We start from the raw sequence: 23,460 nt of genomic DNA, 5'->3' as shown, positions 1-23,460 counted from the left end.
GTGCAAAACTATTGTGATGCGGCTGTATCGGGACCGGGCTGTTGTGCTGCGCCAGCACAAGCTCGGCGAAGCCGACCGGATCGTCACCCTGCTGACCCGCGATCACGGGTTGGTCCGCGCGGTGGCCAAAGGTGTTCGACGCACCCGCAGCAAATTCGGCGCGCGCCTGGAGCCGTTCGCGCATATCGAGGTGCAACTGCACCCTGGCCGCAACCTCGACATCGTCACCCAGGTTGTCTCTGTCGACGCGTTCGCCACCGACATCGTCGCCGATTACGGCCGCTACACCTGCGGATGCGCGATACTGGAAACCGCCGAACGCCTGGCCGGTGAGGAGCGGGCGCCCGCTCCGGCTCTGCACCGGCTCACGGTGGGCGCGCTGCGGGCGGTGGCCGATGGACAGCGGCCTCGGGACCTGTTGTTGGACGCCTATCTGCTGCGCGCCATGGGCATCGCCGGCTGGGCACCAGCGTTGACCGAGTGCGCCCGCTGCGCCACGCCTGGTCCGCATCGGGCGTTTCACATCGCGACCGGGGGCAGTGTCTGCGCACACTGCCGTCCGGCCGGCTCGACCACACCGCCGCTGGGCGTCGTAGACCTGATGTCCGCGCTGTACGACGGTGATTGGGAGGCCGCCGAGGCGGCGCCGCAATCGGCCCGCAGCCATGTCAGCGGGTTGGTGGCCGCACACCTGCAATGGCATCTGGAACGGCAGCTGAAAACGTTGCCGCTGGTGGAGCGGTTCTACCAGGCCGATCGATCGGTTGCCGAACGTCGCGCCGCGCTGATCGGGCAGGATATAGCCGGTGGCTAGGGATGCACGGAAGCGGACGTCCAGCAACTTCCCGCAGCTGCCTCCGGCCCCCGACGACTACCCGACCTTTCCTGATACGTCGACGTGGCCCGTCGTCTTCCCGGAGTTGCCGGCAGCGCCCTACGGAGGCCCCTGCCGGCCACCGCAGCACACTTCGAAAGCGGCCGCGCCACGAATACCGGCCGACCGGCTGCCCAACCATGTCGCCATTGTCATGGACGGCAATGGCCGCTGGGCCACCCAACGTGGGCTGGCCCGCACCGAAGGTCACAAGATGGGCGAGGCGGTGGTGATCGACATCGCTTGCGGTGCTATCGAACTTGGGATCAAGTGGCTCAGCCTCTACGCCTTCTCCACGGAGAACTGGAAGCGTTCGCCCGAGGAAGTCCGCTTCCTGATGGGCTTCAACCGCGACGTGGTGCGACGGCGCCGAGACACCCTAAAGAAGCTAGGGGTCCGGATCCGGTGGGTGGGTTCACGACCACGGCTGTGGCGTAGCGTCATCAATGAGTTGGCGGTCGCGGAGGAGATGACCAAAAGCAACGACGTCATCACCATCAACTATTGCGTCAACTACGGCGGACGCACCGAAATCACCGAAGCCACCCGCGAAATCGCTCGTGAGGTCGCCGCGGGCAGGCTCAACCCGGAGCGGATCACCGAATCCACGATCGCCCGCCACCTGCAGCGACCCGACATTCCCGACGTTGACCTCTTCCTGCGGACCTCGGGTGAGCAGCGCTCCAGCAACTTCATGCTGTGGCAGGCGGCCTACGCTGAATACATATTCCAGGACAAGCTCTGGCCCGACTATGACCGCCGCGACTTGTGGGCGGCCTGCGAGGAATACGCGTCGCGCACTCGGCGGTTCGGGAGCGCCTAGTGCCATCCCTACCGGACCGGCTGGCATCGATACTGCGCGATGTCCTTCCTGCCGAGGAGGAACCCGACGGCGCGCTGACGGTTCGCCATGACGGTACGTTTGCCTCGTTGCGGGTAGTGAGCATCGCTGAGGACCTCGAGCTGGTGTCCCTTACCCAGATCCTGGCGTGGGATCTGCCGTTGACCAAGAGGCTCACCGAGCAAGTGGCCAAGCAGGCACGCGACATCAACTTCGGCTCGGTGAGCCTGCGGGAAAAGGTCAGCGAGAAGGCTGCGCGGCGAAGCTCTGGTCGGCCCGCGTCCAACACCGCGGACGTGATGCTGCGATACAACTTTCCCGGCACCGGTTTGACCGACGACGCGTTGCGCACGTTGATCCTTTTGGTGCTGGAGACGGGCGCCACGATCCGCAGCGCGCTCGTTGGCTAGGAGTGTGCTCGCTGTGCGCCGAACGTGCCCTGGTGGCGGCGACACGCCGGGCGGAGCCGCCATGGTTGCACGTTCGGCGTGTGGGGTCGCTCGACCTCGGTGGTGTCCTAGCTCCGGCAGTCTGAGCAGGTGCCGAAGATCTCGATGGTGTGGCTGACGTCAGAGAATCCATGTTTGGTGGCCACCTCCGCCGCCCACGCCTCCACCTCGTGGTCACCTACTTCGATGGTGGAACCGCAGCTGCGGCACACCAGATGGTGGTGATGGTGCTCCGAGCATCTGCGGTAGACCGATTCACCGGTGTCGGTGCGCAGTGTGTCCACCAGTCCGGAGGATGCCATCGACTGCAGTGTGCGGTAGACGGTGGTCAGACCGATGTTCTCGCCGCGCCGGCGCAGTTCGTCGTGCAGTTCCTGGGCCGAACGAAAGTCGTCGAGCGTCTCTAACAGTGTCGAGATGGCTGCCCGCTGGCGGGTAGAGCGGACACCGGCTGCACTCATATTGCGTCCTCACCGGCGTGCGCGACGGCGTCGAGCACAATGTGCGCGAGGTGGTGGTCAGCAAGTCGGTACAGCACTTCTCGGCCCGATCGCTCCCCGGTGACCACGCCCGCCGCCTTGAGGATCTTCAGATGTTGGCTGACCAACGGCTGGGGCACGTGCAGTGCGTCGACCAGTTCGTGCACGCAGCGTTGAGATTCACGCAATTGCAGCACGATGGCGATCCGCACCGGTGCGGCCAGCGCACGCAGCAGCTCGCCGGCAGCGTCTAGGATCTCCCGCGGCGGTGGTGCGGGGAACGTGGGGCATTCGGCGAACCTATCCGCGGGATGCTGGTGACCGCCTACTTCGTCGGCACCCACATCTTCGTGGGCGGCGGTCGGCGTTGAGGGGGACGTCACCATATTGGAGTCTTCACCTCGAGAAGTGCCGTATTAGGAAGGACCTGCCACTGACCTCCACTGTCACATGCATGATGATGCATGTCAAAGGCAATAGGAGACCCAGGTCCCGATCGCTACCATGACTGATGTTTTGCGCGTAGTCGTGTCGGGCTGCGCGCGTCTGCCCGATCCCTCGAAGGGAGTGCACCACCCCGTGGCGCCCGTCATCGACACCGTGGTCAACCTAGCCAAACGGCGAGGCTTCGTCTATCCGTCGGGCGAGATCTACGGCGGCACAAAGTCGGCGTGGGACTATGGTCCGCTAGGGGTTGAGCTCAAAGAGAACATCAAGCGCCAGTGGTGGCGATCGGTGGTGACTGGCCGCGACGACGTTGTCGGAATCGATTCGTCGATCATCCTGCCGCGTGAGGTGTGGGTGGCTTCCGGTCACGTCGATGTCTTTCATGACCCGCTGGTCGAGTCGCTGATCACACATAAGCGCTACCGGGCCGACCATCTCATCGAGGCCTACGAAGCCAAACACGGGCATCCGCCGCCTAACGGGTTGGCCGACATTCGCGACCCGGAAACCGGCGAACCCGGCCAGTGGACGCAGCCACGCGAGTTCAACATGATGCTCAAGACCTACCTCGGACCCATCGAGACCGAGGAGGGGCTGCACTATCTGCGCCCGGAAACCGCGCAGGGCATCTTCGTGAACTTTGCCAACGTGGTGACAACTGCTCGTAAGAAGCCGCCATTCGGTATCGGACAGATCGGCAAGAGCTTTCGCAACGAGATCACTCCGGGCAACTTCATCTTCCGGACCCGCGAGTTCGAGCAGATGGAGATGGAGTTCTTCGTCGAGCCGGCGACTGCCAAGGAATGGCATCAGTACTGGATCGACAACCGGCTGCAGTGGTATATCGACCTGGGTATTCGTCGGGAGAACCTGCGGTTGTGGGAGCACCCCAAAGACAAGTTGTCACATTACTCCGACCGCACCGTCGACATCGAGTACAAGTTCGGCTTCATGGGCAATCCATGGGGTGAACTGGAAGGTGTGGCCAACCGAACCGATTTTGACCTATCGACGCATGCGCGGCATTCCGGCGTCGACCTGTCTTTCTACGACCAGATCAACGATGTTCGGTACACGCCGTACGTCATCGAGCCGGCAGCTGGCTTGACCCGGTCATTCATGGCGTTTTTGATCGACGCGTACACCGAGGACGAGGCCCCGAATACCAAGGGTGGGATGGATAAGCGCACGGTGCTGCGATTGGACCCGCGGCTGGCGCCGGTCAAGGCGGCGGTGTTGCCGCTGTCCCGGCACGCGGACCTGAGCCCGAAGGCCCGGGACCTGGGCGCCGAATTACGGAAATGCTGGAACATCGATTTCGATGATGCCGGCGCTATCGGGCGGCGTTACCGGCGCCAGGACGAGGTCGGTACCCCGTTCTGTGTGACGGTTGACTTCGACTCGCTGCAGGACAATGCCGTCACCGTGCGGGAGCGTGACGCCATGACGCAGGACCGGGTTGCGATGAGCAGCGTGGCCGACTATCTCGCGGTGCGGCTCAAGGGCAGCTAGCAGCCCCGGTCCGGGCACGACCCGGTGAGCTGTGGTGGCCGCTGGGTGGGCGGCGCCGTGGTGACGGGTGTCCGCGTGTCGTTTGGGGTAACGCGCGGGGGTGCGGTTGAGAATGATTTGTTAGAGGAGGGGCGGTAGTGGTGAATTTTTCGGTGTTGCCGCCGGAGATTAATTCGGGGCGGATGTTTTTTGGTGCGGGGTCGGGGCCGATGTTGGCGGCGGCGGCGGCCTGGGATGGGTTGGCGGCTGAGTTGGGGTTGGCGGCGGAGTCGTTTGGGTTGGTGACCTCGGGTCTGGCGGGTGGGTCGGGTCAGGCGTGGCAGGGTGCGGCGGCGGCGGCGATGGTGGTGGCGGCGGCGCCGTATGCGGGGTGGTTGGCTGCTGCGGCGGCGCGGGCTGGGGGGGCTGCGGTTCAGGCTAAGGCGGTGGCCGGCGCGTTTGAGGCGGCGCGGGCGGCCATGGTGGATCCGGTGGTGGTGGCGGCTAATCGCAGTGCGTTTGTGCAGTTGGTGCTGTCGAATGTGTTTGGGCAGAATGCGCCGGCGATTGCCGCTGCTGAGGCCACCTATGAGCAGATGTGGGCTGCCGATGTGGCGGCGATGGTGGGTTATCACGGTGGGGCATCGGCGGCGGCGGCGGCGTTGGCGCCATGGCAGCAGGCGGTGCCGGGCTTGTCGGGCTTGCTAGGCGGTGCGGCTAACGCACCGGCGGCCGCTGCACAAGGCGCTGCACAAGGCCTCGCCGAGCTGACCTTGAATTTGGGTGTCGGCAACATCGGCAGCCTCAACCTGGGCAGCGGCAACATCGGCGGTACCAACGTGGGCAGTGGCAATGTCGGCGGCACCAACCTGGGCAGCGGGAACTACGGCAGCCTGAACTGGGGCAGCGGAAACACCGGTACCGGCAATGCCGGCAGCGGAAACACGGGTGACTACAACCCTGGCAGCGGAAACTTCGGCAGCGGAAACTTCGGCAGCGGAAATATCGGCAGCCTCAATGTGGGCAGCGGAAACTTCGGCACGCTCAACCTCGCCAACGGAAATAACGGTGATGTCAATTTCGGCGGCGGGAACACCGGCGACTTCAACTTTGGCGGCGGGAATAATGGCACCCTCAACTTTGGGTTCGGAAACACCGGCAGCGGGAATTTCGGTTTCGGAAACACGGGCAACAACAATATCGGTATCGGGCTCACCGGTGATGGTCAGATCGGCATCGGCGGACTGAACTCAGGCACTGGAAACATCGGCTTCGGAAACTCCGGCAACAACAACATCGGCTTCTTCAACTCGGGTGATGGAAACATCGGCTTCTTCAACTCGGGTGACGGCAACACGGGTTTCGGGAACGCCGGAAATATCAACACCGGTTTCTGGAACGCAGGCAATTTAAACACGGGCTTCGGGAGTGCCGGCAACGGAAACGTCGGTATCTTCGACGGCGGGAACTCAAACTCGGGCAGCTTCAACGTGGGCTTTCAGAACACCGGCTTCGGAAATTCGGGTGCTGGAAACACCGGCTTCTTCAATGCGGGTGACTCGAACACCGGTTTCGCGAACGCAGGTAACGTCAACACCGGTTTCTTTAACGGTGGAGATATCAACACCGGTGGTTTCAATGGCGGCAACGTCAACACCGGTTTTGGCAGCGCGCTCACCCAAGCAGGTGCCAACTCGGGCTTCGGGAACCTCGGTACCGGCAACTCGGGTTGGGGGAACAGTGACCCCTCGGGCACCGGCAACTCCGGGTTCTTCAACACAGGCAACGGTAATTCGGGCTTCTCCAACGCCGGCCCAGCCATGCTTCCTGGCTTCAACTCCGGGTTTGCAAACATTGGCTCTTTCAATGCAGGAATTGCAAACTCGGGTAACAACCTCGCCGGTATCTCCAACTCGGGTGACGACAGTTCGGGTGCGGTAAATTCGGGTAGCCAGAACTCCGGTGCTTTCAATGCGGGTGTAGGACTTTCGGGATTCTTCAGGTAGTCGGCACTTGCCACGGCCCGGTTGGGTGTGCCCGGGTGACCCGTGCGGCCACGGTTCTTCCTGGTCGACGCGTCTCTGGCTCACCTTCAGATGCCGGTAGTGGGGTGCGGGTCGGCGCTGGATCGAGCTAGTTCGGCGTCCAGGCAACGTAAGACCTGAGTTGGTTCGAATTGGTGCGCATCGAGCGTCGGGCACATCGCACGGTCGCAACGGTCACATGTGTCACTGTACCGGGCGACACCCGATGTGCCCGGCTCTCAGCGACAGCTGCCTGACCGGCGGTTTTGTTCCCGAGTTGGTCGTGGCTGTGCGGGATTGGAGGCGGGCGTTGACCTGCAGAAACCGAGTTGTCGCGCTAAGGTGGGCACAGCGACCATCGCCGACGGCGAGGGCCAGTGTTGCGGACGTGACGAAAGAGCGGTACGGACAGCGGGAGCAGCACTCGGGTCAATTGAGTCATCTGGCGCGCCACCGTGGTTCGGCGGCGCCCCGGTTGGCCGTCCGGGCGTCCAGGTACTCCTGAGTGCATCAAGTGCACAATTTTCGACCCGTCACCAAGCAAACTCACAGGTCAACGGGCTCTATTAATGCTGAGCCGCAAATCGTGAGCCAAGTCGGGGATCGAGCCGGTTTGGCGCCCAGACAACGTAGGACGTCTCGGTGACGGGTGTCCGCGTGTCGTTTGGGGTAACGCGCGGGGGTGCGGTTGAGAATGATTTGTTAGAGGAGGGGCGGTAGTGGTGAATTTTTCGGTGTTGCCGCCGGAGATTAATTCGGGGCGGATGTTTTTTGGTGCGGGGTCGGGGCCGATGTTGGCGGCGGCGGCCTGGGATGGGTTGGCGGCTGAGTTGGGGTTGGCGGCGGAGTCGTTTGGGTTGGTGACCTCGGGTCTGGCGGGTGGGTCGGGTCAGGCGTGGCAGGGTGCGGCGGCGGCGGCGATGGTGGTGGCGGCGGCGCCGTATGCGGGGTGGTTGGCTGCTGCGGCGGCGCGGGCTGGGGGGGCTGCGGTTCAGGCTAAGGCGGTGGCCGGCGCGTTTGAGGCGGCGCGGGCGGCCATGGTGGATCCGGTGGTGGTGGCGGCTAATCGCAGTGCGTTTGTGCAGTTGGTGCTGTCGAATGTGTTTGGGCAGAATGCGCCGGCGATTGCCGCTGCTGAGGCCACCTATGAGCAGATGTGGGCTGCCGATGTGGCGGCGATGGTGGGTTATCACGGTGGGGCATCGGCGGCGGCGGCGGCGTTGGCGCCATGGCAGCAGGCGGTGCCGGGCTTGTTGGGCTTGCTAGATAGTGCACAGTCCAGCGCGCAAGCGGTGACCGCCCAAGCAGTCGGCTCCACCGTGCCTGGGCCTCTGCAGGGCATCAACTTCGGCTTTGGCAACATCGGGTCCCTCAATTTGGGCAGCGGAAATACCGGTGACACGAACGTCGGCAGCGGCAATATCGGCAACACCAACCTAGGCGGCGGCAATATCGGCAGCTTCAACCTGGGCAGCGGTAACCAAGGTGACATCAACCTGGGCATCGGTAACGTTGGCAACCTCAACCTGGGCAGCGGAAACTTCGGTAGCCAAAACCTGGGTAGCGGCAACATCGGCAGCACCAACGTGGGCAGCGGCAACATCGGCAGCACCAACGTGGGCAGCGGCAACATCGGCGACACGAACTTCGGTAACGGAAACAACGGCAACTTCAACTTTGGTAGCGGCAATACCGGCAGTAACAACATCGGCTTCGGAAACACCGGCAGCGGGAATTTCGGTTTCGGAAACACGGGCAACAACAACATCGGTATCGGGCTCACCGGCGATGGTCAGATCGGCATCGGCGGACTGAACTCGGGCAGCGGAAACATCGGTTTCGGGAACTCCGGCACCGGAAACGTCGGTTTGTTCAACTCCGGCACCGGCAACGTAGGCTTCGGGAACTCCGGTACTGCGAACACTGGATTCGGGAACGCGGGCAACGTCAACACCGGATTTTGGAACGGCGGCAGCACAAACACTGGCCTCGCTAACGCCGGCGCCGGCAACACAGGCTTTTTCGACGCTGGCAACTACAACTTCGGCAGTCTTAACGCCGGAAACATAAACTCGAGTTTTGGGAATTCGGGTGACGGCAACAGTGGTTTCCTCAATGCTGGCGACGTCAACTCCGGTGTGGGCAATGCGGGTGATGTCAACACTGGCTTAGGGAACTCGGGCAACATCAATACTGGTGGGTTTAATCCGGGCACGCTCAACACGGGCTTCTTCAGCGCGATGACCCAAGCTGGTCCGAATTCGGGCTTCTTCAACGCCGGTACCGGTAACTCTGGTTTCGGGCACAACGACCCGGCTGGCAGTGGCAACTCGGGCATTCAGAACTCGGGCTTCGGCAACTCGGGCTATGTCAATACCAGCACCACAAGCATGTTCGGCGGTAACTCAGGGGTGCTCAACACGGGCTACGGCAACTCAGGTTTCTATAACGCGGCCGTCAACAACACCGGGATTTTTGTGACCGGCGTGATGAGTTCGGGATTTTTCAATTTTGGGACGGGCAACTCGGGCCTGCTGGTCAGCGGCAATGGGCTTTCGGGTTTCTTCAAGAACTTGTTCGGATAGTGGTGGTTTCCGTTCGGTAGTGCGATGTAGTTGGTCTAATCACGGTTACCTCACTCGGTATGACGTGACCGTCTGACGGGATATTTTTGCCGCCTTATTTTTTCGTTGGCTTCGCGCAGTCTTTACGCGAGTTGCTGATGGCTCGCGGTGGCTAAAACTCTGGCCCGGAAATATCGCGAGCCGTGTAGCTGCGGATTGCGGCGAGGCCTGCCCGGTGGCTGCCTTCCGGTGTCCAGTTACTAGACACTTGCCCGGTGGCTGGCGGCGGTGACGTGCCGGCGTGAACGGCTCATGCCGAATTCATGAATAAAGTTTTGGTAAAAGTGCGGATTTTCGGTGTGGATTGTCTTACCATCCGCCCGTGGGCTGGTTTGTGTCTGGAGAGTGGTAGGCGGAGCCGTTGAGGCGGCTGGCTGGTTTGGGGTTGCGATGATTTTGGATTTTTCGTGGTTGCCGCCGGAGATCAACTCGGCGCGGATCTATGCCGGTGCGGGGTCGGGGCCGTTGTTTATGGCGGCGGCGGCGTGGGAGGGGTTGGCTGCGGATTTGCGGGCCTCGGCGTCCTCGTTTGATGCGGTGATCGCCGGGTTGGCGGCTGGGCCGTGGTCGGGTCCGGCGTCGGTGGCGATGGCGGGGGCGGCGGCGCCGTATGTGGGGTGGTTGAGTGCGGCGGCCGGGCAGGCGGAGTTGTCGGCTGGTCAGGCTACCGCGGCGGCGACGGCGTTTGAGGCGGCGTTGGCGGCCACGGTGCATCCGGCGGCGGTGACGGCGAATCGGGTGTTGTTGGGGGCGTTGGTGGCGACGAACATTTTGGGTCAGAACACGCCGGCGATTGCGGCCACTGAGTTCGATTATGTGGAGATGTGGGCTCAGGACGTGGGTGCGATGGTGGGGTATCACGCGGGGGCGGCGGCGGTGGCTGAGACGTTGACGCCGTTTAGTGTGCCGCCGCTGGATTTGGCGGGGTTGGCTTCCCAGGCCGGTGCGCAGTTGACCGGGATGGCGACGTCGGTTTCGGCTGCGTTGTCTCCGATCGCGGAGGGTGCGGTGGAGGGGGTGCCGGCTGTGGTGGCTGCGGCGCAGTCGGTGGCGGCGGGGTTGCCGGTGGATGCGGCGCTGCAGGTGGGGCAGGCCGCGGCGTATCCGGCCAGTATGTTGATTGGGCCGATGATGCAGTTGGCGCAGATGGGGACTACGGCCAACACGGCTGGGTTGGCCGGTGCGGAGGCTGCGGGGTTGGCTGCGGCGGATGTGCCGACGTTTGCCGGTGATATCGCTTCGGGGACGGGCCTAGGTGGTGCCGGTGGTCTGGGTGCGGGGATGTCGGCGGAGTTGGGTAAGGCGCGGTTGGTGGGGGCGATGTCGGTGCCTCCGACCTGGGAGGGGTCGGTTCCTGCGCGGATGGCCAGTTCGGCGATGGCGGGTTTGGGGGCTATGCCTGCTGAGGTGCCGGCGGCAGGCGGGCCCATGGGGATGATGCCGATGCCGATGGGTATGGGGGGTGCTGGGGCGGGTATGCCGGCCGGGATGATGGGCCGCGGTGGCGCAAATCCGCATGTGGTGCAGGCTCGGCCCAGTGTGGTGCCGCGGGTCGGGATCGGATAGCGCGCAGGGCGCGTCGACGCGGGAGTCATCGCGGCGGCGACGTCGTTGGAAATCCCTGGCCTTGGTGCCGTGATTGTCGGCGAAATGAAGTGCACCGAAGCGGTCGCGCTCGCGAAAGAGAGCTAAGTCTTTAGGCGTGGCCCAGTCCGCTGGCCATGCGGAAAGCCCCTCCGGCCGTGAGCCCGGCGATCAGCAGCGCCAGCACAACCATCGCGATCTGAAGGTGTCCGCTGGTGGAGTTCGCGCTGGCAAGTTCGGCCGAGTGCACGCTTGAAAGCGTGAAGTCCGCTTGCCCGAAGAGCACGTCAACAGCCAGGGCAACACTTGTCGCTATGCCCCGGAGCCAGAATGCAAGCAATGGGCGGACAAAAGAACGCCAGTTCGGATCCGGACGGTGTCAGCCGTCGCCACCAGAGTCAACACCAGCACCGTAGTCCACATGGTACGGACGCTGCATTGGCGGCGCGGTTGGGCAGATACGAAATTAGTTTACCGATAGCGCGATATCCCGTCGCTGACCTCGAACTGTCTAGTGACTTAAGCGCCGAAGCCGGCCGGTGAGATCGGTCATATCAAGTTTTTGTCAGGAATGCGGGATTCGAATAATTTTTTACTGTCGGCGAGTGCCCGATACCCAGCGACAATCATGGTTACGGCACCCTTCCCGCTGCGATATCCCCTAGACGGCCGTCGGCCGCGCCAAACGGTGCGGTTGCGGTTGCTGGAACGCGAAAATCCGCGTGCGACACGCCGGTTGGCGTATCGCGATGGACCGCTGTCGTCACTATAACGTGATCTGAGCTGAGTGCAGGAAGGCAGGGCAAGTGAGCGCAAGCCCACTCCTCGGAATGTCACGTCGAGAGTTTTTGACAAAGCTCACTGGCGCAGGCGCAGCGGCATTCCTGATGGACTGGGCTGCACCGGTGATTGAAAAGGCCTACGGCGCCGGGCCTTGTCCCGGACATTTGACCGACATCGAGCATATCGTGTTGCTGATGCAGGAGAACCGGTCATTCGACCACTATTTCGGAACGCTTTCCAGCACCAATGGGTTCAACGCCGCGTCGCCGGCATTCCAACAAATGGGTTGGAACCCCATGACGCAGGCGTTGGACCCCGCCGGGGTCACCATTCCGTTCCGCTTGGACACCACCCGAGGCCCCTTCCTGGACGGCGAGTGCGTCAACGACCCCGAGCACCAGTGGGTGGGGATGCACCTGGCCTGGAACGGTGGTGCCAACGACAACTGGCTGCCGGCGCAGGCGACCACCCGCGCAGGACCCTATGTCCCTTTGACCATGGGTTACTACACGCGCCAAGACATCCCGATCCACTATCTGCTGGCCGACACGTTCACCATCTGCGACGGCTACCATTGCTCGCTGCTGACGGGCACCCTGCCCAACCGGCTCTACTGGTTGAGCGCCAACATCGACCCCGCCGGCACCGACGGGGGACCCCAATTGGTAGAGCCGGGCTTCCTGCCGCTGCAGCAATTCAGTTGGCGCATCATGCCGGAAAACCTCGAAGATGCCGGGGTCAGCTGGAAGGTGTACCAGAACAAGGGCCTCGGGCGATTCATCAACACGCCCATCAGCAATAACGGGCTGGTGCAGGCCTTCCGCCAGGCAGCTGATCCGAGGTCGAACTTGGCCCGCTACGGTATCGCCCCGACCTACCCTGGGGACTTCGCTGCCGACGTCAGGGCCAACCGGCTACCCAAGGTCTCCTGGTTAGTTCCCAACATCCTGCAGTCCGAACACCCCGCCCTGCCGGTAGCGCTTGGCGCGGTGTCCATGGTGACCGCGCTGCGGATCTTGCTGTCCAATCCCGCGGTGTGGGAAAAGACCGCACTTATCGTCAGCTATGACGAGAACGGCGGCTTCTTCGACCACGTCACGCCCCCCACGGCACCGCCCGGGACACCCGGCGAATTCGTCACGGTGCCCAACATCGACGCAGTACCCGGGTCCGGTGGCATTCGTGGTCCGCTCGGTCTGGGTTTTCGCGTTCCCTGCATTGTCATTTCGCCGTACAGCCGCGGCCCGCTGATGGTCTCCGACACGTTCGACCACACCTCGCAATTGAAGTTGATTCGCGCCCGGTTCGGCGTGCCGGTTCCCAACATGACCGCCTGGCGCGACGGCGTGGTTGGCGACATGACCTCAGCGTTCAACTTTGCGACTCCACCGAATTCGACCAGACCCAACTTGAGCCACCCGTTGCTGGGAGCGCTGCCGAAGCTGCCGCAGTGCATCCCTAACGTGGTGTTGGGAACCACCGACGGCGCGTTGCCGAGCATTCCCTATCGGGTGCCCTATCCGCAGGTGATGCCAACTCAGGAAACCACACCCGTCCGCGGGACTCCCAGCGGGCTGTGCAGCTGAAATTTCCCGGTAATCTCCCGGCGTTCGATTTGCTTGCATGTGCGCGAGCAAATCGCCCGCACCAATCCCGCGCCCGCCCCGGCAGGCAGGCGGAATCAGAACACGACACGCCGGTCGGCAAGGCATAGCCGATCGCGGCCGCAACTATACCGTGATCAGCAATGGCCGTGTGGGCCGTCAAGGAGGGCGCGTGGGGAGCGAACACCCCGTCGACGGAATGACCCGCCGACAATTTTTTGCCAAAGCCGCCGCCGCTACCACCGCCGGGGCCTTCATGTCCTTGGCTGGTCCGATTATCGAAAAAGCCTACGGAGCGGGGCCTTGCCCCGGACATTTGACCGACATCGAGCACATCGTGTTGTTGATGCAGGAGAATCGGTCATTCGATCACTACTTCGGCACTCTTTCTGACACCCGCGGGTTCGATGACACCACCCCGCCGGTGGTATTCGCGCAGTCGGGCTGGAACCCGATGACACAGGCGGTTGACCCCGCCGGCGTCACCCTTCCATATCGCTTCGACACCACCCGGGGCCCGCTGGTCGCCGGCGAATGCGTCAACGACCCGGACCACAGCTGGATCGGCATGCACAACTCGTGGAACGGCGGCGCCAACGACAACTGGCTGCCGGCGCAGGTCCCGTTCAGTCCGTTGCAGGGCAACGTGCCGGTCACGATGGGTTTCTACACGCGTCGTGACCTGCCCATTCACTACCTGCTAGCCGACACGTTCACGGTCTGCGACGGCTATTTTTGCTCGCTGCTGGGCGGGACCACGCCCAACCGGCTCTACTGGATGAGCGCCTGGATCGACCCCGACGGCACTGACGGCGGGCCGGTGCTGATCGAGCCCAATATCCAACCTCTGCAGCACTACAGCTGGCGCATCATGCCGGAGAACCTCGAAGATGCCGGGGTCAGCTGGAAGGTGTACCAAAACAAATTGCTGGGGGCTCTCAACAACACCGTCGTCGGCTACAACGGGCTGGTCAATGACTTCAAGCAGGCCGCGGATCCGAGGTCGAATCTGGCCCGTTTCGGCATCTCACCGACCTACCCGCTGGACTTCGCCGCCGACGTCAGAAACAACCGATTACCCAAGGTCTCCTGGGTGCTGCCCGGGTTTCTGCTGTCCGAACATCCCGCATTCCCGGTGAACGTCGGCGCCGTTGCAATTGTCGATGCACTGCGGATCTTGCTGTCCAACCCTGCGGTGTGGGAAAAGACCGCGCTGATCGTCAACTACGACGAGAACGGCGGGTTCTTCGACCACGTCGTGCCGCCGACACCGCCGCCGGGGACGCCCGGCGAATTCGTCACGGTCCCCGACATCGACTCGGTGCCCGGCTCGGGTGGCATTCGTGGGCCGATCGGTCTGGGGTTTCGCGTCCCTTGCCTCGTCATCTCTCCCTATAGCCGCGGCCCACTGATGGTCCACGACACCTTCGATCACACGTCAACGCTGAAGCTCATCCGCGCGCGGTTCGGCGTCCCGGTTCCCAATCTCACCGCTTGGCGGGACGCGACGGTCGGCGATATGACTTCGACGTTCAACTTCGCCGCTCCGCCGAACCCGTCGAAACCCAATCTGGACCACCCGCGGCTCAATGCGCTTCCGAAGTTGCCGCAGTGCGTGCCCAACGCAGTACTGGGAACGGTGACCAAGACGGCAATTCCCTATCGGGTGCCATTCCCACAGTCGATGCCCACCCAAGAAACCGCACCCACTCGGGGGATTCCCAGCGGTCTCTGTTGACCCACAGTCGGCGATGGCCGCGACGGTAAGCCGAAATACACGAGGGAGAGCCGATGTGGTGAGCCAAGGTGCATTCGCCGGAATGTCACGCCGAGCATTCCTGGCTAAGGCGGCTGGAGCCGGGGCAGCGGCGGTTTTGACGGACTGGGCCGCACCGGTGATCGAAAAGGCCTATGGTGCCGGTCCCTGCTCGGGTCATTTGACCGATATCGAGCACATCGTGCTGTGCCTACAGGAGAACAGGTCGTTCGATCACTATTTCGGCACGCTTTCTGCCGTCGACGGGTTCGACACTCCGACGCCGCTGTTTCAACAAAAGGGCTGGAACCCGGAGACGCAGGCGCTGGACCCCACCGGCATTACGCTGCCCTACCGCATCAATACCACCGGGGGTCCCAACGGGGTTGGCGAGTGCGTCAACGACCCAGACCACCAGTGGATTGCCGCGCACTTGTCATGGAACGGCGGCGCCAATGACGGCTGGCTGCCGGCGCAGGCGCGGACCCGGTCGGTGGCCAACACGCCCGTGGTGATGGGCTATTACGCACGTCCTGACATACCGATCCACTACTTGTTGGCCGATACCTTCACGATCTGCGACCAGTACTTCTCGTCGCTTCTTGGCGGGACGATGCCTAACCGGCTCTATTGGATCAGCGCCACCGTCAATCCCGACGGGGATCAAGGTGGGCCGCAGATCGTCGAACCCGCCATCCAGCCGAAGTTGACCTTCACCTGGCGCATCATGCCGCAGAACCTCAGTGACGCCGGCATCAGTTGGAAGGTGTACAACAGCAAGCTGCTCGGCGGGCTCAACGACACTTCCTTGAGCCGTAACGGGTATGTGGGCAGTTTCAAACAGGCCGCAGATCCGAGGTCGGACCTGGCCCGTTATGGCATCGCCCCGGCCTACCCGTGGGATTTCATCCGCGACGTCATCAACAACACGCTGCCCCAGGTGTCCTGGGTCGTTCCGTTGACCGTCGAGTCCGAACATCCGTCATTCCCGGTGGCAGTCGGTGCGGTGACGATCGTGAACTTGATAAGGGTGTTGCTGCGCAATCCGGCGGTGTGGGAGAAAACCGCGTTGATCATCGCCTATGACGAACATGGCGGCTTCTTCGACCACGTCACACCGCTCACCGCGCCGGAGGGCACACCCGGCGAATGGATTCCCAACAGTGTTGACATCGACAAGGTCGACGGCTCCGGCGGAATACGTGGACCCATCGGCTTGGGCTTTCGCGTGCCCTGCTTCGTCATTTCGCCTTACAGTCGCGGCGGGCTGATGGTCCATGATCGGTTCGACCACACATCGCAGCTGCAATTGATCGGCAAGCGTTTCGGGGTGCCGGTTCCCAACTTGACACCCTGGCGTGCCAGTGTCACCGGCGATATGACGTCGGCATTCAATTTCGCGGCCCCGCCGGACCCGTCGCCACCCAATCTGGACCACCCGGTCCGTCAATTGCCGAAGGTCGCCAAGTGCGTGCCCAATGTGGTGCTGGGTTTCTTGAACGAAGGCCTGCCGTATCGGGTGCCCTACCCCCAAACAACGCCAGTCCAGGAATCCGGTCCCGCGCGGCCGATTCCCAGCGGCATCTGCTAGCCGGGGATGGTTCAGACGTAACGGTTGGCTAGGTCGAAACCCGCGCCAGGGCCGCTGGACGGGCTCATGGCAGCGAAATTAGAAAACCCGGGATATTGTCCGCGGATTGTCATACGATGCTGAGTGCTTGGTGGTTCGTGTTTAGCCATTGAGTGTGGATGTGTTGAGACCCTGGCCTGGAAGGGGACAACGTGCTTTTGCCTCTTGGTCCGCCTTTGCCGCCCGACGCGGTGGTGGCGAAACGGGCTGAGTCGGGAATGCTCGGCGGGTTGTCGGTTCCGCTCAGCTGGGGAGTGGCTGTGCCACCCGATGATTATGACCACTGGGCGCCTGCGCCGGAGGACGGCGCCGATGTCGATGTCCAGGCGGCCGAAGGGGCGGACGCAGAGGCCGCGGCCATGGACGAGTGGGATGAGTGGCAGGCGTGGAACGAGTGGGTGGCGGAGAACGCTGAACCCCGCTTTGAGGTGCCACGGAGTAGCAGCAGCGTGATTCCGCATTCTCCGGCGGCCGGCTAGGAGAGGGGGCGCAGACTGTCGTTATTTGACCAGTGATCGGCGGTCTCGGTGTTCCCGCGGCCGGCTATGACAACAGTCAATGTGCATGACAAGTTACAGGTATTAGGTCCAGGTTCAACAAGGAGACAGGCAACATGGCAACACGTTTTATGACGGATCCGCACGCGATGCGGGACATGGCGGGCCGTTTTGAGGTGCACGCCCAGACGGTGGAGGACGAGGCTCGCCGGATGTGGGCGTCCGCGCAAAACATCTCGGGCGCGGGCTGGAGTGGCATGGCCGAGGCGACCTCGCTAGACACCATGACCCAGATGAATCAGGCGTTTCGCAACATCGTGAACATGCTGCACGGGGTGCGTGACGGGCTGGTTCGCGACGCCAACAACTACGAGCAGCAAGAGCAGGCCTCCCAGCAGATCCTCAGCAGCTAACGTCAGCCGCTGCAGCACGATACTTTCACAAACTAAGGAGAACAGGTTCGATGACCATCAACTATCAGTTCGGTGATGTCGACGCTCATGGCGCCATGATCCGCGCTCAGGCCGCGTCGCTGGAGGCGGAGCATCAGGCCATCGTTCGTGATGTGTTGGCCGCGGGTGACTTTTGGGGCGGCGCCGGTTCGGTGGCTTGCCAGGAGTTCATCACCCAGCTGGGCCGTAACTTCCAGGTGATCTACGAGCAGGCCAACGCCCACGGGCAGAAGGTGCAGGCTGCCGGCAACAACATGGCGCAAACCGACAGCGCCGTCGGCTCCAGCTGGGCCTGACAGGGTCGACGAACCCTAGGAAGAAGCCTAGGTCGACGGCCACACGCGCCAGCGTACGGGTATCCCCGTGCGCTGGCGCGTGGCTTAGAACCGCCCGCCGCCGCCCAAGAACCCGCCGTCGGGTGAACTTCCCGGCGCGTTCGACGAACCGCCGAACGACGTGGGGATCCATCCACCCAACCCGCCTCTGGTGCCTCCGCTAAGCAGGTCGCCGATGATGATGCCACCGAGGATCGCGCCGGCGTTGTTGCCCCCACGACGGGTGTATGCGCGCTGGGCGGATTGCACGTCGGCATTGGCCAGCGACTGCGCATGTGCGGCCAGCGTCGATGCCGCGTTAGCGTAGGCGATCGCTTCGGTCGGGTTGCTCGATTTCCGGTCATGTGCGGCTTCCAGCTGCCGTTTCGCCTCGGCCAGCCGGGTCCGGGCCTCCGGCCCGATGCTGCCGCGGCGGGTGTCGATGTACTCCGAGACGGCGCGCACCCGCGACTCCGCGGTAAACAGCGCCTGCTCAAGTGAGCGGTTGAGCCGATCGGCGGTTGCCTGTTCTTCGGCCAGGGTGGCGAGCAGCCGGTCGAGGTCAGCGTCGACCTTGGTCAACTGGTCAAATGCGGTCAACGGATCGGCGGCTCCGCGCGCGCGATCGAGGGCCCTGGCCGCCGCATCGCGGGCTGCGATCAGGTCACCGGTGCGCCCGGTTTGGGGTTGTTGCGCCTGCTGTAGGTGTTGGTTGGCTCGCTTGATGCCCGTCTGGATGTCGGCCACGACCGCCGGCAGCGACGCGACGGCGTGCCGGATGTCGGTGGCGGCGCTGTCCACCGCGTCGAGCAGCGCCCGGGCTTGCCCGAGTGCCGACTCGGCGGCACGCACCGCATCCACCAGTCCGGCTTGCCGTCCGCTCACTGCCTGGTCGGCCAGATCCCGAGCCGCGCTGATGTTACGGTCGGCGAACGCCAGCCGCTCGGTGGCGGTGGTGACATTGCCGGCGATCGACGTCATCGCCGCAGCGTCGAATTCGGTATGCAGCTCGGCCAGGCGTTGCTGAGTCGGGCCGATCCGGGTGGTCAGTTCGACGTACTGCTGGGTGAGCAGATCAAGCCGGGCCGGGGCGTTGATCACCAAATCGCGTAGCTTCTCGAAGGCCTCGGTTTGCGACGCGAGTTCACGGTCGGCGTGCGCCGCCGACACGATCACTCGGGTGAGTAGCTCACGTCGCTGCGCCGGCGTCTCGGGCGTGTTGTCATCAAGTTGTTGGCGTACGGTGAACGCCTGGGACAGAGCCGCTTTGGCGTTGTTCACCGCTTGGGTAAACGGTGCGGTTCGCCGTTCGCCGAACTCCTCGATGGCCAGCGCGAGCTCGTTGGTGCTGGTGCGCACGGCGTTGTCGACGTCTACCACCATCGACCGGGAGAGGTCATCGAGGGCCTGAAGCGGCACGGCGGCCAGTGCCATTACGTTGGTAGGGTCGACGCGGCGTGCCGCGGCCAGCTCGTCGGCGCGGCGCCGCCGGTTGCGGTGGCGCATCACCACCAGCAGGACCGCGACGACGATGACGATGATGCCGACCGTGACCAACAACACCACTCGACTCGACGAACTGGGTGACCGGTTGAGTCCTTTCGCCGCCGCAACGGCCGCGCCGCTGTAGTCGCCGTCGTGCAGCGCCGGTTCGATCTGATAGCGCCGCACGTTGTCGACCTGCCCCTCGCTGACACCCGGCATCGCGGATGGCACTAGAAAGGCATATTCGCGACCGGTGGTGGCCACGGCCAGAAGCGCGTCATAGTTACCCAGCTCGCTAGTCCGCGTCGTGCGCTGCGCCCAGTTGAGCGCACTCTGACCGGAGAAGTTCTCGACGTAGACCACCCACAGTCGGATGCGGCGATCGGCATAGAGCCGGTCGACGGCCGCCGTCACCGCGGTGCGACCGGAGCTAGTCAGCACGCCCGCGTTGTCGGTCACGTAGTTCGACAGCCGGAAAGGTGGTTGCGCGCCAGCGGGCGGCCCCAGCAGCAGCCCGGCGGCGAGGATAGTCAGGACCATGCCGAGCAGGCGAACGAGACGCATACCGTCAATTTAGACGCTGTGCCGGCGGATACGGGCGTGCGGCGACCACCCTGGCAGACTGTGGGTCGGTGAGCGCGAGTGAGCACGACCCCTACGACGACTTCGACCGCCAGCGGCGGGTAGCCGAAGCGCCAAAGACTGCCGGTCTGCCGGGCACTGAGGGTCAGTACCGCTCCGACTTCGCCCGGGACCGGGCCCGGGTGCTGCACAGCGCCGCACTGCGCCGGCTAGCCGACAAGACCCAGGTGGTCGGACCCCGGGAAGGGGATACGCCGCGTACCCGGCTGACCCACTCGCTGGAAGTGGCTCAGATCGGACGGGGAATGGCGATCGGGCTGGGCTGCGACCTTGATCTGGTCGAATTGGCCGGTCTAGCCCATGACATCGGGCACCCGCCGTATGGACACAACGGTGAGCGGGCGCTTGATGAAGTCGCAGCCAGCCACGGCGGTTTCGAGGGCAACGCGCAGAACTTCCGTATCTTGACCAGCCTTGAGCCCAAAGTAGTTGACGCACAAGGACTTAGTGCGGGGCTGAACCTAACTCGCGCGTCCCTGGACGCGGTCACCAAGTATCCGTGGATGCGTGGTGACGGGCTTGGCAGCCAGCGGAGGAAGTTCGGCTTCTACGACGACGACCGCGAATCGGCGGTATGGGTTCGGCAAGGCGCGCCCCCGGAGCGGGCGTGCCTGGAAGCGCAGGTGATGGACTGGGCCGACGACGTCGCCTACTCGGTTCACGACGTCGAGGACGGCGTTGTCTCCGAACGCATCGACCTGCGTGTGCTGGCCGCCGAAGAGGACGCTGCCGCGCTGGCCAGGTTAGGGGAGCGCGAGTTCTCCCGGGTGAGCGCCGACGAGTTGATGGCGGCCGCGCGGCGGCTGTCGCGGCTGCCCGTGGTGGCCGCCGTCGGCAAGTATGACGCCACCTTGTCGGCATCGGTCGCGCTCAAGCGGTTGACCAGCGAGCTGGTGGGCCGCTTTGCATCGGCCGCGATCGCGACCACCCGGGCCGCGGCCGGTCCGGGACCGTTGGTGCGCTTCCGGGCCGACCTGCAGGTGCCCGATCTGGTACGTGCCGAGGTCGCGGTACTGAAAATCCTCGCGCTGCAGTTCATCATGTCCGACCCTCGGCATCTGGAAACCCAGGCACGGCAGCGCGAACGTATTCACCGGGTGGCGCACAGGCTGTACTCGGGGGCGCCGCAGACGCTCGACCCGGTTTATGCCGCTGCGTTCAATACCGCCGCCGACGACGCTGCCCGGTTGCGGGTCGTCGTTGATCAGATCGCCTCCTATACCGAGGGTCGGTTAGAACGCATCGATGCCGATCAGCTTGGCGTCAGCAGGAACGCTTTAGACTGAGCCGATGTCCGGCCGGATCTCCGATCGCGATATCGCGGCAATCCGCGAGGGGGCTCGTATCGAGGATGTCGTCGGCGACTATGTCCAGCTCAGGCGTGCCGGTGCCGATTCGCTGAAGGGGCTGTGCCCGTTTCACAACGAGAAGTCCCCGTCCTTTCACGTGCGGCCCAACCACGGCCACTTCCACTGCTTCGGCTGCGGCGAGGGCGGCGACGTGTATGCGTTCATCCAGAAGATCGAGCACGTCAGCTTCGTCGAGGCGGTTGAGTTGCTTGCCGACCGGATCGGCCACACGATCAGCTACACCGGTGCGGCCACCAGCGTGCAGCGCGACCGCGGCAGTCGCAGCAGGCTGCTGGCCGCCAACGCGGCCGCGGCAGCGTTCTATGCGCAGGCGCTGCAGTCCGACGAGGCGGCACCGGCTCGCCAGTACCTGACCGAACGCAGCTTCGACGCGGCGGCCGCTCGTAAATTCGGCTGTGGGTTCGCCCCGTCGGGCTGGGACTCATTGACAAAACATCTGCAGCGCAAGGGTTTTGAGTTCGAGGAACTGGAGGCCGCGGGACTGTCCCGGCAGGGCCGGCACGGCCCGATGGACCGGTTTCACCGTCGGCTGCTGTGGCCCATCCGCACCTCGGCCGGCGAGGTGGTCGGGTTCGGTGCCCGGCGACTGTTCGACGACGACGCGATGGAGGCCAAGTACGTCAACACGCCCGAGACATTGCTGTACAAGAAGTCATCGGTGATGTTCGGCATCGACTTGGCCAAACGCGACATCGCCAAGGGACATCAGGCCGTCGTCGTCGAGGGCTACACCGATGTCATGGCCATGCATCTGGCCGGGGTCACCACCGCGGTGGCGTCGTGCGGGACCGCATTCGGCGGCGAGCACCTGGCGATGCTGCGCAGACTGATGATGGACGACAGCTTCTTCCGCGGCGAGCTGATCTACGTTTTCGACGGCGACGAGGCCGGCCGCGCCGCCGCGCTCAAGGCCTTCGACGGTGAGCAGAAGCTGGCTGGTCAGTCTTTCGTCGCGGTGGCTCCCGACGGCATGGACCCCTGCGACCTACGACTGAAGTGCGGCGACGCTGCCCTGCGCGACCTCGTGGCACGACGAACCCCATTGTTCGAGTTCGCGATTCGCGCCGCGATTGCCGAGATGGACCTGGATAGCGCCGAGGGCAGGGTGGCCGCGCTGCGCCGTTGCGTACCGATGGTGGGCCAGATCAAAGACCCCACGCTGCGTGACGAATACGCCCGTCAGCTCGCCGGCTGGGTCGGGTGGGCCGACGTCGCACAGGTCATCGGTCGGGTGCGGGGTGAGGCCAAACGAACCAAGCACCCCAGGCTGGGCAGACTGGGATCGACGACCATCGCCCGGGCAGCGCAGCGGCCCACCGCCGGCCCCCCGACCGAACTCGCAGTCCGACCTGATCCGCGTGACCCGACCCTGTGGCCACAGCGTGAGGCACTCAAATCGGCGTTGCAGTACCCGGCGTTGGCCGGCCCGGTGTTCGACGCGCTGACCGTCGAAGGCTTCACGCACCCCGAGTACGCGGCTGTGCGCGCGGCCATCGACACGGCGGGCGGTACCTCGGCTGGCCTTAGCGGTGCGCAGTGGCTGGATATGGTGCGCCAGCAGACGACATCAACCGTGACCTCGGCTTTGATCAGCGAGCTGGGGGTGGAGGCGATTCAGGTCGACGACGACAAGCTGCCGCGCTATATCGCCGGCGTGCTGGCCCGTCTGCAGGAGGTTTGGTTGGGGCGGCAGATCGCCGAGGTGAAGTCCAAACTGCAGCGCATGTCGCCGATCGAGCAAGGCGACGAATACCACGCGCTGTTCGGCGACCTGGTCGCCATGGAGGCCTATCGGCGCAGCCTGTTAGAGCAGGCCAGCGGCGACGATCTCACCGCGTGAGGGTCAGCGCGCGGTTTTCGGCTGCCGCTCGACCCCGCGCTGGACAACGGCGGTCTGGTTGTCGATCTCGGCCAGGGTCACAAACCCAGCATCGGGTGAGATCCGATTGGCGATCTTGCGACGCCCGCCTTCGATCATCGACCTGGCCACGGGGCTGCCGGTGAGTGCGCGATAGGTGCTCGCGATCTGCTCGTAGCGGCGGCGCCCGGCTTTTGCGCCCAGCACGTAACCCAGTCCCAACACGGCGACATACCCGATCAATGCGGTCCCTCCG

General features: G+C 64.0%; 20 protein-coding genes. 15 read left to right on the top strand and 5 right to left on the bottom strand.

From position 1 onward, the window contains the following. Positions 1–16: 16 nt before the first annotated feature. Genes recO through FF952_RS12530 form a run of 3 tightly spaced genes read left to right on the top strand, consistent with a single transcriptional unit; the run spans position 17 to position 2,125 of the window. Entirely contained in the window at positions 17–814 is a 798-nt protein-coding gene (gene recO / locus FF952_RS12540) for a DNA repair protein RecO (protein WP_003412222.1), read from the top strand. Continuing rightward, entirely contained in the window at positions 807–1,697 is an 891-nt protein-coding gene (locus FF952_RS12535) for a decaprenyl diphosphate synthase (protein WP_003412212.1), read from the top strand. Before recO ends, FF952_RS12535 begins: the two co-directional genes overlap by 8 nt. Continuing rightward, complete coding sequence (locus FF952_RS12530) at positions 1,697–2,125, top strand: hypothetical protein (RefSeq protein ID WP_003412208.1); 429 nt, start codon at positions 1,697–1,699, stop codon at positions 2,123–2,125. The genes FF952_RS12535 and FF952_RS12530 overlap by 1 nt, the downstream gene beginning before the upstream one ends. A 107-nt stretch (positions 2,126–2,232) precedes the next feature. On the opposite strand, the gene FF952_RS12525 is transcribed toward FF952_RS12530, so the two are convergent. After that, complete coding sequence (locus tag FF952_RS12525; RefSeq protein ID WP_003903860.1) at positions 2,233–2,625, bottom strand: Fur family transcriptional regulator; 393 nt, start codon at positions 2,623–2,625, stop codon at positions 2,233–2,235. Beyond that, positions 2,622–3,029, bottom strand: coding sequence for an ArsR/SmtB family transcription factor (locus tag FF952_RS12520; protein ID WP_003412205.1), 408 nt, complete (start codon positions 3,027–3,029; stop codon positions 2,622–2,624). The genes FF952_RS12525 and FF952_RS12520 overlap by 4 nt, the downstream gene beginning before the upstream one ends. 181 nt (positions 3,030–3,210) lie before the next feature. On the opposite strand from FF952_RS12520, the gene FF952_RS12515 reads away from it, so the two are divergent. The 4 genes from FF952_RS12515 to FF952_RS12495 all read left to right on the top strand — a co-directional run bounded on the left by FF952_RS12515 (position 3,211) and on the right by FF952_RS12495 (position 10,795). Continuing rightward, positions 3,211–4,602, top strand: a complete 1,392-nt coding sequence (locus FF952_RS12515) for a glycine--tRNA ligase (RefSeq protein ID WP_003412200.1) — start codon at positions 3,211–3,213, stop codon at positions 4,600–4,602. Positions 4,603–4,739: 137 nt separating this feature from the next. Then, positions 4,740–6,587 (top strand): PPE family protein, encoded by a 1,848-nt coding sequence (locus FF952_RS12510; RefSeq protein ID WP_003904827.1) that lies wholly within the window; start codon positions 4,740–4,742, stop codon positions 6,585–6,587. Between the two features lie 737 nt (positions 6,588–7,324). Next, the gene (locus FF952_RS12500; protein ID WP_003904826.1) at positions 7,325–9,190 is read left to right on the top strand and encodes a PPE family protein; all 1,866 of its coding nucleotides are present in this window, start codon (positions 7,325–7,327) and stop codon (positions 9,188–9,190) included. A 429-nt stretch (positions 9,191–9,619) separates the two neighbouring features. Then, on the top strand, positions 9,620–10,795 hold the full coding sequence (locus FF952_RS12495) for a PPE family protein (protein ID WP_003900505.1): 1,176 nt from the start codon (positions 9,620–9,622) through the stop codon (positions 10,793–10,795). 130 nt (positions 10,796–10,925) lie between these two features. Here FF952_RS12495 and FF952_RS12490 read toward each other — a convergent pair whose 3' ends face one another. Beyond that, on the bottom strand, positions 10,926–11,063 hold the full coding sequence (locus FF952_RS12490) for a hypothetical protein (protein WP_021083104.1): 138 nt from the start codon (positions 11,061–11,063) through the stop codon (positions 10,926–10,928). Between the two features lie 580 nt (positions 11,064–11,643). Here FF952_RS12490 and FF952_RS12485 point away from each other — a divergent pair. From FF952_RS12485 to esxN, 6 genes are all read left to right on the top strand, one after another. After that, positions 11,644–13,182, top strand: a complete 1,539-nt coding sequence (locus FF952_RS12485) for a phospholipase C (protein ID WP_003904825.1) — start codon at positions 11,644–11,646, stop codon at positions 13,180–13,182. 217 nt (positions 13,183–13,399) lie between these two features. Further along, positions 13,400–14,938: a phospholipase C gene (locus tag FF952_RS12480; RefSeq protein ID WP_003899285.1), complete on the top strand. Its 1,539-nt coding sequence runs from the start codon at positions 13,400–13,402 to the stop codon at positions 14,936–14,938. A gap of 82 nt (positions 14,939–15,020) precedes the next feature. Then, positions 15,021–16,547, top strand: a complete 1,527-nt coding sequence (locus FF952_RS12475) for a phospholipase C (protein WP_003899284.1) — start codon at positions 15,021–15,023, stop codon at positions 16,545–16,547. A 191-nt stretch (positions 16,548–16,738) separates the two neighbouring features. Beyond that, positions 16,739–17,065, top strand: coding sequence for a hypothetical protein (locus FF952_RS12470; protein WP_003412119.1), 327 nt, complete (start codon positions 16,739–16,741; stop codon positions 17,063–17,065). Positions 17,066–17,199: 134 nt separating this feature from the next. Beyond that, positions 17,200–17,496, top strand: a complete 297-nt coding sequence (esxJ, locus tag FF952_RS12465; RefSeq protein WP_003904824.1) for a type VII secretion system ESX-5 protein EsxJ — start codon at positions 17,200–17,202, stop codon at positions 17,494–17,496. A 50-nt stretch (positions 17,497–17,546) separates the two neighbouring features. Beyond that, a complete protein-coding gene (esxN, locus tag FF952_RS12460; RefSeq protein WP_003408840.1) occupies positions 17,547–17,831 on the top strand; it encodes an effector in 285 nt (94 codons plus the stop codon). A gap of 84 nt (positions 17,832–17,915) precedes the next feature. On the opposite strand, the gene FF952_RS12455 is transcribed toward esxN, so the two are convergent. Next, a complete protein-coding gene (locus FF952_RS12455) occupies positions 17,916–19,898 on the bottom strand; it encodes a TPM domain-containing protein (RefSeq protein ID WP_031680794.1) in 1,983 nt (660 codons plus the stop codon). A 68-nt stretch (positions 19,899–19,966) separates the two neighbouring features. On the opposite strand from FF952_RS12455, the gene FF952_RS12450 reads away from it, so the two are divergent. Together FF952_RS12450 and dnaG are read left to right on the top strand one after the other, a co-directional pair. Beyond that, entirely contained in the window at positions 19,967–21,262 is a 1,296-nt protein-coding gene (locus FF952_RS12450) for a deoxyguanosinetriphosphate triphosphohydrolase (RefSeq protein WP_003899281.1), read from the top strand. A 4-nt stretch (positions 21,263–21,266) separates the two neighbouring features. Next, on the top strand, positions 21,267–23,186 hold the full coding sequence (gene dnaG / locus FF952_RS12445) for a DNA primase (RefSeq protein ID WP_003412049.1): 1,920 nt from the start codon (positions 21,267–21,269) through the stop codon (positions 23,184–23,186). A gap of 3 nt (positions 23,187–23,189) precedes the next feature. On the opposite strand, the gene FF952_RS12440 is transcribed toward dnaG, so the two are convergent. Next, a complete protein-coding gene (locus tag FF952_RS12440; RefSeq protein WP_003412045.1) occupies positions 23,190–23,447 on the bottom strand; it encodes a hypothetical protein in 258 nt (85 codons plus the stop codon). Positions 23,448–23,460: the final 13 nt, after the last annotated feature.

It is taken from the genome of Mycobacterium tuberculosis complex sp. N0072, from assembly GCF_030323725.1.
GTDB lineage: Bacteria > Actinomycetota > Actinomycetes > Mycobacteriales > Mycobacteriaceae > Mycobacterium > Mycobacterium tuberculosis.
This window is presented reverse-complemented; position numbering and strand designations above follow the sequence as displayed.

What these genes read in the sequence shown, in the direction of transcription:
- FF952_RS12480 (WP_003899285.1), top strand. Translation starts at nt 13,400, where the DNA reads ATGACCCGCCGACAATTTTTTGCCAAAGCCGCCGCCGCTACCACCGCC.
- FF952_RS12455 (WP_031680794.1), bottom strand. Translation starts at nt 19,898, where the DNA reads ATGCGTCTCGTTCGCCTGCTCGGCATGGTCCTGACTATCCTCGCCGCC.
- FF952_RS12525 (WP_003903860.1), bottom strand. Translation starts at nt 2,625, where the DNA reads ATGAGTGCAGCCGGTGTCCGCTCTACCCGCCAGCGGGCAGCCATCTCG.
- dnaG (WP_003412049.1), top strand. Translation starts at nt 21,267, where the DNA reads ATGTCCGGCCGGATCTCCGATCGCGATATCGCGGCAATCCGCGAGGGG.
- FF952_RS12520 (WP_003412205.1), bottom strand. Translation starts at nt 3,029, where the DNA reads ATGGTGACGTCCCCCTCAACGCCGACCGCCGCCCACGAAGATGTGGGT.
- esxJ (WP_003904824.1), top strand. Translation starts at nt 17,200, where the DNA reads ATGGCAACACGTTTTATGACGGATCCGCACGCGATGCGGGACATGGCG.
- FF952_RS12495 (WP_003900505.1), top strand. Translation starts at nt 9,620, where the DNA reads ATGATTTTGGATTTTTCGTGGTTGCCGCCGGAGATCAACTCGGCGCGG.
- FF952_RS12475 (WP_003899284.1), top strand. Translation starts at nt 15,021, where the DNA reads ATGTCACGCCGAGCATTCCTGGCTAAGGCGGCTGGAGCCGGGGCAGCG.
- recO (WP_003412222.1), top strand. Translation starts at nt 17, where the DNA reads ATGCGGCTGTATCGGGACCGGGCTGTTGTGCTGCGCCAGCACAAGCTC.
- FF952_RS12485 (WP_003904825.1), top strand. Translation starts at nt 11,644, where the DNA reads ATGTCACGTCGAGAGTTTTTGACAAAGCTCACTGGCGCAGGCGCAGCG.
- esxN (WP_003408840.1), top strand. Translation starts at nt 17,547, where the DNA reads ATGACCATCAACTATCAGTTCGGTGATGTCGACGCTCATGGCGCCATG.